Source organism: Candidatus Izemoplasmatales bacterium, from assembly GCA_041649275.1.
Lineage (GTDB): Bacteria > Bacillota_I > Bacilli_A > Izemoplasmatales > Hujiaoplasmataceae > UBA12489.
In genome coordinates this window covers 1-15,610 of record JBAZNL010000008.1, presented here as the reverse complement: position 1 = coordinate 15,610, position 15,610 = coordinate 1, and the positions used below count along the sequence as shown (strand labels likewise).

Sequence of the window (15,610 nt, the reverse complement as noted above, 5' to 3'; positions counted from 1 at the left end):
CCCGCATTCCATTATACCATATCGCGCGCGAAAAGAGAAAGGAGCCGGCGACGTGCGCCGGCTCCCGGTAGGGATGTTTCGTCAGACGATCGGCTCGTAGTCGGGGCCGTAGTCGAAGTAGGGGATCAGTTCCTCGACGAGGAGGTGGAACGCGTTGATCTCGCCGCGCTGTTCCTCGGTGAGCGCGTTCGGATCGAACTCGTCGATGACGTCCGCCTGGAGGAGGATGTCGCCGATCAGGGTCTGCAGGTACAGGATCCGGGCCTCGATGTCGATCGGGCCGTCGTAGTGCAGGTGGTACTCGCCGTCGAAGAATCCGCAGACGAAGGACTCGACGATGAAGTCGACGTCGAGGTTGCCGTCGCCGGCGACCGCGAGGACCATGTCGGCGATCGCGACCGCGCGGGTCATGTTGGCGAGGTCCGACTCGTCGCCGCCGAGCATCTGGACGACCTGGAGGGCGTCCATGAAGCGGACGATCTCTTCCTCGGTGACGTTGGCCAGGAAGGTCGCGAGCATGTCGGGGGCGTAGAGGATGCCGTCGACGTACCATTCGAAGACGCCTTCGATCTCGGCCATCAGGATGATTTCTTCATCGGTGGTGTAGAGACCCGACTCGTGGATGTGCGCCGCGGTGAGGGCGTACATGAAGTCGGCGAGCGCCTGGGCTTCGATCTCGTCGATCGAGTCGCCGACGATGCCGAGGTAACCCGACAGGATCTGCGCGTAACCGACAAGGCCGGCGGGCGAGAGGTCGACGAGGCCGGCCAGACCGGCTTCAAGTTCGGCCTTCTGATTCTCCATCCAGCGGACTTGTTCCATCGCATAGCGGTACGACCAGACGAGGCTGTCGATGTAATAATAGGACCAGGAAATCTCGCCGGTGGTGGCGTCGACCATCGATTGCCAGTATTCGACTTCGAGCTGGCAGTAGTGGATCGAGAACAGCGCCGGTTCGATCGTGTAGGTGACGTCGTTGACCAGAATCATATAGGACTGGTCGTCGACCGTCGCCGTGCCGTAGGCGGTCCAGAACAGGTCCTGTGCGGACGGTTGCTGGTTGCAGTCGAGGTTCCCGTAGACCTGGTAGGGCTCGAGGACGCTAAGATAGAGCGTCTGCTCCTCATAGGTGAGGGAGGACAGGGTGTTGACGTAGGTCGTGTAGAACGAGCCCGCCAGCATCGGGTCGCTGGAGCCGTAAGATCCGGCCAGATAACTGTTGTAGTAGATCGACTGCGAGAGCGGATAGAGCAGGTAGTTGTAGAACATGTCCTCGTTCCAGAGCGGGTCGTCGTCCGCGATTTCGAGCGCGGCGATGTAGGCGACGTACGCTTCGGATTCAGCCTTCGTCCAGTTCCAGTGCTCGAGGGCGGCGTTGCGGGCGCCTTCATCGAGGATCATGGAGACGTAGAGCGCGCCGTCGGCGACGGTGTCGTTGAGCTGGTTCTGCGCGACGTTCAGGTTCTCGATCGCCCAGCCGAGCTGCATCGTGTAGTCTACGCCGGTGCCCATGTGGCCGAAGTAGTCGATCTCGGCCGGACGCACGACGGCATAGTAGTGGGAGCGATACATTTCAAAGCTCGACAGAAGGTCCATGTAGATGGGAACCATGGCCGGGTCGATGCCGGCGAGCATCATGTCCGCCTGTCCGCGGAAGTACATGCCTTCCCCCGGATTCATTCCCACGATTTCCTCGTACAGCGCCGAATCGATGTAGGATTCGAGGCCGCGATAGAACCAGTCGTCGTAGCCGGGGACTTCCCAGGCGGCTTCGGTCTTCGCCTGGTAGACGACCCACAGTTCGGTGCTGGCGACGTTGACGTCCCACCAGGTCTGGGCGTAGGCGATCGAGATCGGATCGCTGAGTTCGGCGATCGCTTCGGAAGCCTGGTCGGCGTAGTCGTTCAGCTGCCAGTAGAGGTCCTCGATCTGCCAGCGGAGCGAGTCGGCTTCGCCCTGCATCTGCTGGAATCTGACGAGGGATTCGATCGTCGCCAGCATCTCGGGGGTGACGTTTTCAAGCAGGTTGTCGATTTCCTGCACGATCATCAGGGTGATGGTGTTCCAGAGGGCGTCGTTGGCGGGATCGGCGAAGAAGTCGATCAGCCAGCCGAGGTCCTCGGGTTCGTAGGAATCGTAGAGCGCCTGGATCTCGGCGAGGAAGTCGGCCGCTTCCTGGATCTGAGCGAGGTACATCGCGTCGAGTTCGTCGACCCATTTCTGGGCGTCGTGCAGGCTGTCGAGGATGTACCAATGCTCCGAAAGGGCGGCATCGATGTCGTTCATGAGCATTTCGTCTTCGACCGTTGCGGACCAGAACGCATCATAGAACGTTTCTCTGGTCTGTGCGAATCCGTTCAGGTTTTCGGTCAGGAACGCTTCGTCAAGCGCGAGGATCGGGCCGTACATCGCCTGTTCTTCTGGCGTGAGGGCCGCGAAGGCGTCGTCATAGTCGGCGCGGTAGCCGGATGCCGTCATGGCATCGGCGAAGCCGTCGAGGGACGCCTGGTAGCTGGCGTAGTAGATGGACTGTTCCAGATCGTATTGGAGATCGTAGAAGAGATCGTAGTTCCATGCCGGATTCATTTCGGCTTCGTCCATGGACCAGTAGTAGAGGAGACCGGCCTCGTCGTTCGCGATCTTCTGGTTCCAGTAGGCGAGCGTCGCGTCGCGGGTGGTTTCATCCGAAATCAGCGGAATCGTGACGACACCGACGTTCAGGACCCTCGCGAGCTGCTCGATCCAGTAGTCGACGTTCTCCTGGGCGTACAGAAGATCCATTTCATAAGCCGCCTGCAGGTCGGCGAGGTTGGCGAGCGCATATTGCAGATCCCAGGCGTAGGGATTGCCGTCGTCGTAGTAATAGTAGTCGGAGATGAACTGCTGATAGGTGAGGACGGCGAGCGGCAGGTTGCCGAGGTAACCCGCGATCTCCTCGTCGGTGAAACCGATCTGTTCGAGCATCGCGATGGCGTTCAGGATCATTTCCGGATCCTGGCTCTCGATCGCTCCGCGGACCAGATTCATGATCGCGACGAGGTTGTAGTAGCTTTCCTCCTCGGAGGTCTCGAACACCTGGGTGACGGTGGTGATGGTGACATCGACGACGGTTTCGTCGTCCCACGGACCGCTCCAGTCGAGGTTCCAGAGGAGTTCGACGAACATCCAGCGCTGGTACCCGAAGGTGACCGGCTCGAGGATCCGTTCGAGGTCGCCGCTCTGGAGCACGCCCATCAGGAAATCGAGGCGCTGCTGGAGTTCCATCAGGAGCGCGACGTCGGCGGGAGTGAGGATCGACGGATCGACGCCCGCGAGGTCGTGGGCCATCATGATCAGCTGGTCGACGTGTGTCTGGAAGGCGACGACGACAGCTGCCTTGACGGCGGGATCGTATCCGCCGCCGACGGCGACGTCGTAGTAGATCTCGATCGCCGTGGCGATCAGGGCGTCGGTGTCGAGCGAGCCGTCGTAGAGGAGCGTGTCGACGATCGTGGCGATCGCGATCGCCATCTCGATCTGCGACGGGCCGTCGTAGCCGCCGTCCGCCATCGGCTTGTCGCCGAAGCCGAGGATCGCGAGCTGGTCGAGGACGATCTGGATCTTCTCGACGGTGAGCGAATCGAGGAAGTCGGTGACGATGTCGCGGGTATCGATCGCGATCGGCAGGTACTTGCGGATCATGCCTTCGATCATGTCGAGGATCGCGGCCATCTCCGTTTCGGGAATCTCGGACTGCGCGCCGATGAAGAAGGCGAAGCCCTTCATCGCGAGCGTGATCAGGGTCTCGTACTCGTCCTCGGTGATCGTCGCGCCCAGCGCCTTGAGGATGGCGGAGAGGTCCTGCGTATAACCCAGGATGGCGGCGGCGGAGAGGTCCGGCATCTCGGACCCGTATTGGTTGACGAAGAACGAAAGGAACATGTCGATCGTCTCGGTGTCGGTGGCCGCGAGGACGCCGGCGAAGTCGTCGAGGACGATCAGGACCGCATCCTCGATGAGGGCGCGGTTGAGCGGGTCGGCGAGGAACGTCTGGAAGGCGTAGAGCTCATCGAGGCCGTGTTCCTGGAGATAAGTCATCTCGGACGTCCAATTGGTGATGTATTCCTCCGAGTATCTGACTTCCATGCGGTTCCAGTACAATGTGTCCAGCTGCCCCATCAGATAGTCGAAGAACGGGGTATAGCCGTCGGAAGCATAGAGGCCCGGAACCCATGATGTGAGGTCGATGATGGCTGGTTCCACGGTGTTCCAGTAGAATTCGACGCGCAACTTCCAAGCGTTGAGCGCGGGGAGATACATGTTCCGTTCGTCGTCGGTGAGGGAGTCCCAGACGGAATCGAAATCATCCTGGGCTTCGTCATACGCGATCGGGTCTTCGTAAGACGTTGAGCCGTACTGCGACATCCGATCGATGGCGTCGGTGAGGTTGTCATAGATGAAGTCGTTCCAGAGATCGTAATAGGCGTCGGAGTAGCGGATGTTGTCGTAGATCCGCCAGTATTCGCGCCACATCAGATCCTCTTGCAGACGACTCTGGAAACAGGCGTCCGCAACGGCTCTGGCATCCTCGGGAAGAAGGGCGATTTCGAATGAAACGGCCGCCAGGACGAGCGCATATTCGTCATCGAGGTCGTCGATGTAGAGCATGTACTCCGCGATCATCTCTTCCAGCTGCGCGATCCGGTCGTCGACGTCTGAGTAGGCGATCTGGTAGTCGACCATGTTCACCGCGAAGTTGGTGATGATGCGGGCGAGGGTCGCGTTGTCGTAGCCCATCGCCGCAAGGCCGAAGTAGAAGTCGGCGAGGACGGTGACGGACGGATTCCGACCGATGTTCTGGAAGACGCTCGCGAACGCGAGCATGATGAAGAAGGAATCCTGTTCGGATTCTTCCAGGGTGGCGACGATCATCGCGATCTGCGCCTCGGCCTCTTCGGGTGTGATGCTCCAGCCGTTCATCTGGTAGATCAGGTCGAGGAACATCTCGTGGGTGTAGGTGGTGTAGTCGGCTTCCAGCATCAGTTCCGGCCAACCTTCGCCGAACGCCTGTCCGATCGTTTCGATGCGGACCTTGAGCTCGAAGATCATCTCGAGCTGGGCGGGCGAGGGCATGACGCCGGATTCGAAGCCGGCGATGACGTGGACGAGTTCGAGGATGCGTGCGACGCTGTCCTGGAGCGCGGCCGTCACGGCCAGGCGTTCCATGTCGTCGTAGCAGAACTCGTAGTTCATGTCGTAGTACAGCCGGACGAAGTAGCCGGCGAGAGCCTCGACGTCGACGCCGCTCTGGTAGGCCAGGATGTCGACGATCTTCGCGATCGCGACGATCTGGCGGAGGTCGATGCCTTCGATGCCGCCGGTGCGGGCGATGCCGTACACGCCGTTCTGGAGGATCTGGATCTGATCGACGATGATCTGGATCTTCGCCTCGTCGAGCGAGTCGAGGATCGCGAGGAATTCGCCGTAGACGTCTTCGACCATCAGGGCATATTCGTCGAAGCGGCCGGAGAACAGGGCGACGAGGGCGGTGGTCTCCTCTGCGGAGAGCCCTTCGACATCGGCGTAGATGCCGAGGGCGTCGATCAGGATCGACTTGACGTTGGCGAGGTCGGCGGCATCGACCGTCGAGAGGAAGAGGCGGATCAGCGCCGCGGAGCGGTCGACGTAGTTCAGAAGCGACGCCGGGTCGATGCTGAGGGTCGCGGGATCGATCTGGCCCGTGGCGAGGCCGAACAGGAGTTCGAACGTGCCCTCGTCGATGCCGTAGAGGACCGATTCCAGCATGTCGTAGACCGTGCCGACGAGGATCTCGGCCTTGGCGTAGCCTTCCTCGGTGGCGAGGTAGGCCTGGAGCGCGAGCAGCACTTCGCGCTGGTCGTAGGCGTCCTGGAGCTGCCACTGCAGTTCGACGATGTGCCAGCTGTACTGGTTGATGTCCCAGAAAAGCTGTTCGTACGAGGCAAGGAGGTCGCCCGTGAGGGTCCCGCCGATGTTGTAGCCGTTCACATCGGCCAGACCGTACGCGAGCTCGCGGTACGGATCGGCGGTCGTCATCTGGAAACTCTTCCAGGCGGAGAAGGCGGTCAGGACCGCATCGTACATCGCCTGATCCTCGGACGAGAGTCCGTTCAGGACTTCGTTGTAGGCCGCGAGGTAGAGGTCGACGTAATAGGGATCGGGTTCGACATAGGTGTAGTGGAGGATGTCTTCGAGCAGCCACGAGAGATCGTACCAGACGTCCCAGTTCCAGATGCCCTGGTACAGTTCGTAGGTATATTGGTCGATCAGCTCGATGTAGGCGTGGTTGAGGTTCGTCTCCTCGACGAATGCGGCCCAGGCGGATGCGCATGCGGCCTGATTCTCGCCGGCGTATCCGGTGCAGTAGTCGACGCCGTCCTGGATTCGGATCGGCTTGCCGGCTTCGGCGTCGAGGATCGCCTGTTCGAGCCAAGCGATCTGGCTGAGGATTTCCTCGACGCGGCCGTTCGCGATGCCGTTCTCGATGTTCATCTCGGCGACGCCGAGGAGGACGGTGATGACGCGGTCGCGGTCGAAGCCGGAAGCCTTCGCGTTCGCGTAGGCTTCCTGGATCTCGGCGAGCGTGCCGGCATCCGTCATGTCCGCGAGGAATCCCTGGAAAACCATGACCAGATCGTAGGCCTGGCGCTCCGCGAGCGGATCGAGCGGATCAAGCCCGAGGATGCCGAGGAGCATCGCCACGTCCGCTTCGAGCTGTTCGGGCGTCGGGGTCTCCTCATGCCAGGTGGCGACATAGTCGAGCAGGAGCTGACGGTCCCAGACGACGTCGGAGAACACGGCGAAGACGACCATGTCGCGGGTCACGAAGGCGACGCCTTCGGACCAGCCGACGAAGAAGTACTCGGGTTTCGTCGGATCGTCCGGCGCGACCGCCGGATGACCGTATTCGACCGTCGAGGTGCCGAGGAGCGTGAGACCGTCCTCGCTGTAGAACGCGACGGTATAGGTGTTGACGACGACGTCGTACTGTGCGTAGATCGCGACGTCGGCCGAGACGGCGAGGTAGTCGCCGAGCCAACCGGTGAAGGTGTAGGTGTACTGCGTGGTGTCGGGACGCGCCGGATCGGCGGGAGCGACCGCATCCTGGCCGGAGAGGACGAGCTGTCTGTCGATGAGCGCGCCGTCGATGTCGAAGAACGAGACGAAATAGGCGGTGCGTTGCTCGTCGTAGACGGCGATGACGGTCTCATGTCCGGTGATGCCGACGTACGTTCCTTCCCAGTGCGAGAAGGTGTAGGTCGCGTGATCGTTGCCGGCCTTGGCGGGATCGGCGGGCGGAATCGCGGATCCGCCGTAGGGGACCATGACCTCGTCGAGGACCGTGATGCCGTCTTCGTCGTAGAAGATGACGGAATATTCGCGGACCGTCTGGGAATAGGTGGCGGTGACGGTGGTCTCCCCATGGATCGGATCGAACGCGACGTCCCAGCCGGTGAAGGCGTAGTCGTACTGCGCGGTCGAGTCGCGGCTCGGGTCGGCAGGAGCGGTGGCGGCGCCGCCATAGGCGACCGTCTCCGTCTTCAGCTCGGTCCCGTCGGCGTCCTGGAAGACGACTTCGTAGGAGCGGACCGTGGACGCATAGACCGCGCGGACGGTGAGCGCGCCGGTGATGCTGGCGAACGGGACGTCCCAGTTGGTGAACGCGTAGTCGAATTGCGCGGTCGAGGCCTTGGTCGGATTCGCGGGCGCGGTCGCTCCGGAACCGTAGGCGACCATCGAGGTCTGGATGAGGGAGTCGTCGTCGTTGACGAACCGGACCTCGTACTGGCGGAGGGTCTGTCCGAACTGGGCGGTGACGGTCAGGGTCGACTGGACGTTCGCGAAGGCGACGTCCCAGCCGATGAAGGCGTAGTCCCACTGCGGCGTGTCGGGCTTGTCCGGAGTGGCCGCCGGAGCGGTGGCGGCGGTGCCGTAGTTCACGGTCGAGGTCCCGAGCACCGCGCCGTCGTAGTTCACGAAGGTGACGGTGTACTGACGGACCGTGGCGCCGTACTGGGCGGTCACGGAGAAGTTCGAGCGGACGTCGTTGAAGACGGCGCTCCATCCGGTGAAGGCGTAGGTGTACTGCGCCGTGGCCGGCTTGGACGGGTTCGCCGGGGCGGTCGCGGCCGTGCCGTAGTCCACCGTCGACGTTCCGAGGACGGTCGTGCCGTCGTCGTTCAGGAAGGTGACGGTGTACTGCCGGATCGTCGCCGTGTAGGTGGCGAGGACGGTGGCGTTCGCCGTCACGTTCGTGTAGCTTCCGGACCAGCCGGAGAACGCGAAGGTGAACTGGTCGGTCGCCGGCCGGGCGGGATCGGCCGGCGGGGTGGCGCTGCCACCCTGGGTCACCATCTGCGTCTTCAGGACGGTCGTGCCGTCATAGTCGTAGAAGACGACGGTATATTGCTGGATGGTCGAAACGGTCGTGCCGCCGGTCGTCGTGGTGACCGGGGCCGTGGTCGTTCCTTCCGTGGTGGTGATCGCGGGTTGGGTGGTAACGGTGGTGATGGCGGTATCGGACGTATCCGTCGTTTCGACGGTGGTGACGGTGGTCGTCACCTGACCGAGCAGGCTGAGCAGGATGTCGCAGCCGGCGAGGCCGAACGTCAGAAAGGTGACGAGCGCAAACAGGAGAAACTTCCTCTTCATCGTGGTACCTCCTTGAATATGATCGTGCGCTGCGTGCGCACGTGATACGTTTTCAACATATCACAAACCCGAAGAAAAATCCATAGGGTAGGGGGAGGTATTTCACACCCATGCGGTAAAAATCGCAAATCGTGAACCGTTTCCATGCGAAAACCGGGTTTCGATCCTCTTGAGGACGAAAAAAAGACCGACGGACGGAAATCCGTCTGCCGGTCGGGTTGGAATCGGGTCGAAAGGTCAATCCCAGTAATAGTAGCGGTACGCCGTATCGTTGAGCGTCGTCGTTGCGATCGGGGTGAATTCGTTCTCCATGTCGTACATCCGGATCTGGGAATAGGAGACGGTGTAGATCCGGGTGCCGATGATGACGGCGCGTTCGATCGAATCGCAGTACCAGTAGTGCTCGACGGGGTTGTCGTCGTTGTGGGTCAGTTTCGCGACGTACTCGAGCGTGCCGTCGTAATGGGCCTTGAACACGTACATGCTCTGGGAGTAGACGCTGTAGTTGTCGAAATATTCGTAGATCGGGATCGCCACGTACCAGAAGTCGGCGCCCTCGGGAACGAAGTACATGAACGCCTTGTGGTCGTAGGTGACCGGCGAATAGCTGTACTGGCTTTCGAGGAAGTAGTCGTCGGTGACGAAGGGATCGTCGCCGGTCGTGTCGTAGAGCGAGATCTTGACGCCGGTGAAACGGGTCCAGCCGCCGTCGGTGACCGCCTGGCGACCGACGCCGAGCATGAGGCCGTCGTTGATGATGTGCAGGTAGTCGCTCACGCCCTCCTCGATCCACTCGCCGACGATCGTCGGATCGGTCGGGTCGGAGAGGTCGAGCTTATAGAGCGGGTCGGTGTTCACGAACGTGACGACATAGCCGACGTCGCCGTTGAAGCGGACCGAGAAGATGCGCTCGTTCGGCTTGCCGAGACCTTCGAGGATCGAACCGAGCACGGTCATCGTGCCGTCGACCGACGCATCGAGGACGAAGAGCTTGTTCTCGACGGTCCAGGTCCAGGAGATGTACGTCCAGGTGCCGCGTTCGGTCGTGTCGTCGCTTCGGGTCGTCGTCTCGTCGCCCTCTTCGGACGTACCGTCCGCGGGGAAGGCTTCGGTCGTGACGACGCCGTCGCCGTCGACGGTGACGGTGACCTGACGGGCGATCGACTCGGTGGTCGCGATCCGGAACGCGCCGGCGTACTCGTCCATCGAGAACTGGTTGAGCGGAGAACCGTCCACGGCGCCGATCGCCTTGAAGACGAGGTTCCCTTCTTCGATCGCGAAGCGCAGGACGTAGGTGAGGTAGTCATACCATCCGGTGACCTCGTCGACCTCGTAGCGGTACATCACGACGTAGAGGTTCGACGGGCTCATGTAGATCTGCCAGGAGCTGCCGAGGTAGGCGTCGACGCGGGCGGCGGCGTCGGGGTCGGTCGCGCTGAAGGAGGCGAGCATGAGGTAGGAGAGGGAGTAGTTGCCGTTGGGCATGTAGTAGATGTGGTCCGCCTGGAGCTGCTGTTCCGCGTCGGAGACGGCGGAATCCATGTACGTCGGGATGAACGAATCTTCGGCGTATCCCCAGTTGATCGCGTAGTTGTCCATCACGAGGAAGACCTGCGTGCCGATCATGCGGGCGTCGACGAGGTAGGTGTTGTCGAAGAACATGTCGCGTTCGATCTCGACCGCGTCGGGATCGGCGACGTCGAGGACGACCACGCGTGTTCCATAACGGTAGTAATACCAGTAATAATAGGTGTCCTCGGTCGCCTTCTGTTCGTCGTAATGGTACTCGTTCGCGATCAGGACGACCTTGCCGTGCTCCTCGTCGAGGAACATTCCCTGGATGGATGACCAGTCGGAATCCGGCATCGCGTAGGTGTAGACGATGTCGAGCGTATCGGCGTCGATCATCTGGAACTTGTCGCCGGAGACCACGTAGATGTGGTATCCGTCGGTCATGATCGTGTCGGTCTCGCGGACGCCCTCGACCTGGTCGTTGGAGACGCTGTGGGTGCGGTCGACCTCGTCGTCGGTGCCGGAAGGGGCGCCGGACGCGGCCGTCGTGGTGACGGCGCCGACCGCTTCGTCGAAGACGGCCTCGCCGCCGCGCAGCGAATACCAGCCGTTCTGGCTCTTGCTGAAGAATCCGGCCAGATAGGTCTCGAGCTCGTCGTAATCCTTGAAGTTGTCGACGTCGTCGACGGAAGGAAGGTTGTTCGGCTTCGTCGTGGTCGTCTCGTTGCAGGCGAGGATTCCCGCCGAAAGGAGCAGGATGGCCGCGAGTGACGTGAGGCGACGGAACAGGTTCATCGTTTTCATGGGTGCCTCCTCAGGAGATGCGTGCACTTAATACAACAAGCGGTCCCGTCGTTTTTATTGGCGTTCTTGCGAATTCGCTCACTCCGTGAGGCGGAGGAACTCCTCGATGTCCTCCGCGAGGAGGGCTAGCGACTGGCGCCAGAAGGCGGGGTCGCCGGCGTTGACGCCGGCGATCGCGGCCGTCTCCTCGACGGTCGAGCGGCCGGTTGCGGCGAGGAGGTCGTCGTAGATCGCGACGAATGCGGCCTTGTCCTCCAGGTAGCGGGCGTAGAGCCCCTTGGCGAACAGGAGTCCGAAGGCGTACGGGAAGTTGTAGAAGGAGAGCGAGCCGCTGTAGTAATGGCCCTTGCAGAGCCACATGTAGGGATGCAGGAGGTCGGGATCGAGGCCGTCGCCATAGGTCTTCCGCTGCGCGTCGAGCATCATCTCCTTGAGTTCGTTCTCGTCGAAGACGGTAGCCTTGCGTCCGTCGAACACGGCGCTTTCGAAATAGAAGCGGCTCATGATGTCGACGATCACCTGGGTGTAGTCCTGGATCGACGATTCGAGCAGGAAGATCTTCTCCTCCCGGGTCTTCGCGTCCCGGAGCGCGGCCTTGTTCACGATCGTCTCGGCGAACGTCGATGCCGTCTCGGCGACCGGCATCGTATAGTTCGAATTGAGGATCGATTCGCCGAAGATGCATTCGCCGTGATAGGCGTGGCCGAGTTCGTGCGCCATCGTGATGATGTCGCCGAACGCGCCTTCGAAGTTGGTCATGACGCGGCTCTCGCCGATCGCGTGGATGTTCGAGCAGAACGCGCCGCCGACCTTCCCGGGACGCGGGGTGTAGTCGATCCAGCCTTCGGCGAAGGCCCGCTCGGCCATCCCCGCGAGCCGGGCGTTGAAGGTCCGGAAGTTCTTGAGCACGTAGGCGTTGGCCTCGGGGATCGTGTAGGTCGAATCGACGCCGCCCATCGGGGCGAACAGGTCGTAGAAGGGAAGGCCGTTCGGATGCCCGAGCAGCGTCCCCTTGCGGCGGAGGTAGCGACGGAAGACCGGCAGCGACTCCGTCATCGCCTGAAGCATCGCCTCGAGCGTCTTGCGGCTCATGCGCGAAGCCGCGAGCGCCTGGTCGAGCGGCGAGGCGTATCCGCGTTCCTCGCAGAGCGTGTTGACCTCGCCCTTGATGCCGTTGAGCGCGAACGCCACCGGCTTCTCGATCGCCCTGTAGGCTTCGAGTTCGGCGAAATAGGCCTTGCGACGGACCTCGGGATTCTTGTCGTAGGCGAGGTTGCGGACCTGCGAGAGGGTGATCTCGCGGTCCTCGTACTTCACCGCGACCGTCGCGGTGAGGAGCGACTGGAGCCGATCCCAGGCGATCGAACCGGATTGGCGAAGCTTCGCCACGAGCGTCTCGGTCTTCTCGTCGAGGTCGTACTTGCCGTTTTCGACGATTTCGCGGAGCATGAATCCGTGTTCCTTCACGCGCGTCGAAGCACCCGCGAGGACGGATTCGAACGCCGGCATCTTCGCAAGCCACTTGCGGAAGCGGGTGTCGGTCCCGGTCGTTTCGGTGACCTTCATGCGGAGCGCGTTCAGGTGCTTGACGGCGGTCTGGTTCGTCGTCTCCACGGCTTCCGTGAGCGAGGCGAACGCGAAGAGCCGGTCGGCGACGGACGCGAGTTCGACCGACGCCGCGAGGTAGTCCTCGATCGTCTTCGCCGGGGTTTCGTAACCGACGAACGATGATGCGAGTCCGTTGGTCCGGGCGACCGCCAGATCGAGGCGTTTCAGATCTTCCGTGAAGGCCGGATCCTCGAATCCCTTGTAGAGCTTTTCCAGATTCCACTTGACCATGTTTCTCTTCCTCCTGATGTCATCGTATTCGGTGCGCGTCATCCGATACCGGACCGAGCGCATCGGCCCGCAGGCCGTCGTTTCGTAGAGGATGTCGCCCGCCGGCCTGAACCCGAGCCGCGCGATCACGCGGCGGGACTTGTCGTTTCCGACGAAGTGGGCGACGTAGACTTCGGGCAGCCCGCGGTCGCGGAAGGCGTGCTCGAGCACCGCCTGGCAGGCTTCGGTCATGTACCCCCTGCCTTCGCGTTCCGGGGACAGCACGTAGCCGAGTTCGGCGACCGGCGCATCCGCAAGCTTCGAGCGCGGATGCAGCCCGACGGAGCCGACGACCCGGCCGGTCGCGCGTTCCTCGATCGCCCAGACGTCGGCCGCCTCGATGAAATGCCGGATGATCCGCTCCGACTCGGCGAGGTCGCCGTGGGGCGCCCAGCCGGCCGCGGGGCCGACCGTCGGCGTCGAGGCGTAGGCGAAGAGGTCGGCCGCGTCCGCGAGGGTCCAGTCCCGGAGGACGAGACGATCCGTGAGAAGCGTCTTCACAGGTCCGCGATCTCCGCGACGACGAGTCCCCTGGAGGCGACGTCGAGACGGTCCTCGGGCGCGAGCTGGATCGTCCGGATGCCGGCGACGGCGGCCTCGACGAGCGGCGCGTAGTCGAAGAATTCCTCGTAATGGGCGGCGAGGCGGCGGGTCGGCCGGATCACCGGGTTCTTCGGGAGATACACCGTGCAGCAGTCCTCGAAGGCGCGGTTGGAGACGTCGAGGGTGCCGATCCGTCGCGCGATCGCCATGATGTCGAGCTTGTCGTAGGTGGCGAGCGGACGGACGACGAGGGTGTCCGTGACGGAAGCGATGACGTCCATGCTTTCGAGGGTCTGCGAGGCGACCTGACCGACGGATTCTCCGTTCAGGATGCACAGGCAGCCGTGGTCGGCCGCGACGCGGGAGGCGATCCGATACATCATCCGCCGCATGATCGTGATCAGATAGCTGTCGGGAACGTGTTCGATCAGTTTCCGGTGAAGCGCCTCGAACGGCACGAGGTGGAGTTTCATCCTGGCGTGAGGCGCGTAGTCGGAGAGGATCTCGACGATGTCGACCACCTTCTGAACCGATTCGATCGGCGTGAGCGGGGTCGATTCGAAGTGGATGCACTCGATCTCGATGCCCTGCTTCATCGAAAGATAGCCGGCGACCGGGGAATCGATCCCGCCCGAAAGCAATAGCAGGCCCTTGCCGCCGGACCCGACCGGATAGCCGCCCATCGCGCGGATCGATTCGGTGAAGAGGTAGCCGCCGTCGGGCCGCACCTCGACCGACAGGACGAGTTCGGGATCGTGGATCCTGACCTGGAGGAAGGGACAGCGCGGGAGGATCCGCGCGGCCAGCGCCGGCGAGATCTCCTGGCTCGTGAGCGGGTACTGCTTGTCGGCGCGCTTGGTCTCGATCTTGAAGGTCGTCGGACGACCGCCCGTCTTCTCGCCGATCAGGCCGACGGCGACGTCGGCGATCGCGTCGAGGTCGACTGCGCAGCGGGTGATCGGGCTGTAGGAATAGAGCCCCGAGACGCGGTCGAGCCGTGCCATCACGGCCGTCGCGTCGGCGCCGTTCAGGACGACATACATGCGGTCGTGGCGGAAATCGTAGGCGACCGGGAATGCCGCGAGTTTCTCGCGGATCAGGCGGTCGACGCGGTCGGTGAAACTCTTCTTGTTCTTGCCCTTGAGATTGAGGTCGCCGTAGCGGACCAGGATTCGTTCGTACATGATAACCCTCGTTTCGTGACGCTCCTATTGTATCATAAGGGTTGCGGTTTCGCGCCGTTCCGTGATAAAATCGTATCAGGTGATATCATGTATCAGGACAACCCCCGCGGCGCGACGCGCGCCGCCAACTACGCGCGTTTCCTCGAACTCGTGCGCGCCTATCTGGACCGGGACCTGCCGGCGGTCTCCAACCTCGCGAATCTCGCGGCGCTCGTCTTCGAATTCTTCGACGAGATCAACTGGGCCGGATTCTACCTCTTCGACGGCGACCGGCTCGTCCTCGGTCCGTTCCAGGGGAAACCCGCGTGCACGACGATCGAGCTGACCCGCGGCGTGTGCGGTCGTGCGGCGACCGACCGCGCGACGGTGGTCGTTCCCGACGTGCGGAGATTCCCCGGCCACATCGCCTGCGACGCCGCCTCCCTCTCGGAGATCGTCGTCCCGCTCGTCGCCGGCGGACGGCTCTACGGCGTGCTCGACGTCGATGCGCCCGTGCTCTCGCGGTTCGGGACGGAAGAACGGGAAACGCTCGAAGCCGCGGCGAAGGTTTTCGTTGACATCCTCCCGTCGTTATAATATAATATCTTATGCGCATGTATTAAAAGGCAGTTGCGCCCGCGAAAATTCAGTCTTTGATTGTTCCGTCCGAGGTTTGCCAGTACCGTCGACTGCTTGACGCGAACGCATCAAAACGATCAAACCGGATGATTCGGGAGCTCCTCTCTCATGACGCAAAACAGGAGGACAATACCATGTCGAGATTCACAGGATCCAATTGGAAAGTATCGCGCCGTCTCGGATTTTCGATCACCGAAACCGGGAAGGAACTGAACAAGCGCCCGTTCGCTCCGGGTCAGCATGGCCAGAAGAAGACCAAACTGTCCGAATACGGCACCCAGCTGCAGGAAAAGCAGCGCGTCCGTTTCACCTACGGCGTCAACGAACGCCAGTTCCGCAAGACCTTCGAAGAGGCGAAGCGCATGCCCGGCATCACCGGCACGGCCTTCATGATCCTGCTC

Annotated in this window: 6 protein-coding genes; 2 read left to right on the top strand and 4 right to left on the bottom strand. The window is 62.1% G+C overall.

The window, feature by feature from the left end:
* Window positions 1–81: 81 nt before the first annotated feature.
* From WC509_05720 to thiI, 4 genes are all read right to left on the bottom strand, one after another.
* Window positions 82–8,670, bottom strand: a complete 8,589-nt coding sequence (locus tag WC509_05720; protein ID MFA5006942.1) for an InlB B-repeat-containing protein — start codon at window positions 8,668–8,670, stop codon at window positions 82–84.
* Between the two features lie 237 nt (window positions 8,671–8,907).
* Window positions 8,908–10,986 carry a beta-propeller domain-containing protein gene (locus WC509_05715; GenBank protein ID MFA5006941.1) on the bottom strand — a complete coding sequence of 693 codons (2,079 nt, stop codon included), beginning with the start codon at window positions 10,984–10,986 and terminating at the stop codon, window positions 8,908–8,910.
* A gap of 78 nt (window positions 10,987–11,064) precedes the next feature.
* The gene (locus WC509_05710; protein ID MFA5006940.1) at window positions 11,065–13,365 is read right to left on the bottom strand and encodes a M3 family oligoendopeptidase; all 2,301 of its coding nucleotides are present in this window, start codon (window positions 13,363–13,365) and stop codon (window positions 11,065–11,067) included.
* Window positions 13,362–14,591, bottom strand: a complete 1,230-nt coding sequence (gene thiI, locus WC509_05705; GenBank protein MFA5006939.1) for a tRNA uracil 4-sulfurtransferase ThiI — start codon at window positions 14,589–14,591, stop codon at window positions 13,362–13,364. The genes WC509_05710 and thiI overlap by 4 nt, the downstream gene beginning before the upstream one ends.
* 87 nt (window positions 14,592–14,678) lie before the next feature.
* Here thiI and WC509_05700 point away from each other — a divergent pair, with 87 nt between their 5' ends.
* Window positions 14,679–15,167 carry a GAF domain-containing protein gene (locus WC509_05700; GenBank protein ID MFA5006938.1) on the top strand — a complete coding sequence of 163 codons (489 nt, stop codon included), beginning with the start codon at window positions 14,679–14,681 and terminating at the stop codon, window positions 15,165–15,167.
* A 176-nt stretch (window positions 15,168–15,343) separates the two neighbouring features.
* On the top strand, window positions 15,344–15,610 hold a 267-nt coding region (locus tag WC509_05695; GenBank protein ID MFA5006937.1), incomplete at its 3' end, for a 30S ribosomal protein S4.

Coding starts and splice junctions, on each gene's coding strand:
- thiI (MFA5006939.1), bottom strand. CDS start 14,591: ATGTACGAACGAATCCTGGTCCGCTACGGCGACCTCAATCTCAAGGGC.
- WC509_05700 (MFA5006938.1), top strand. CDS start 14,679: ATGTATCAGGACAACCCCCGCGGCGCGACGCGCGCCGCCAACTACGCG.
- WC509_05715 (MFA5006941.1), bottom strand. CDS start 10,986: ATGAAAACGATGAACCTGTTCCGTCGCCTCACGTCACTCGCGGCCATC.
- WC509_05720 (MFA5006942.1), bottom strand. CDS start 8,670: ATGAAGAGGAAGTTTCTCCTGTTTGCGCTCGTCACCTTTCTGACGTTC.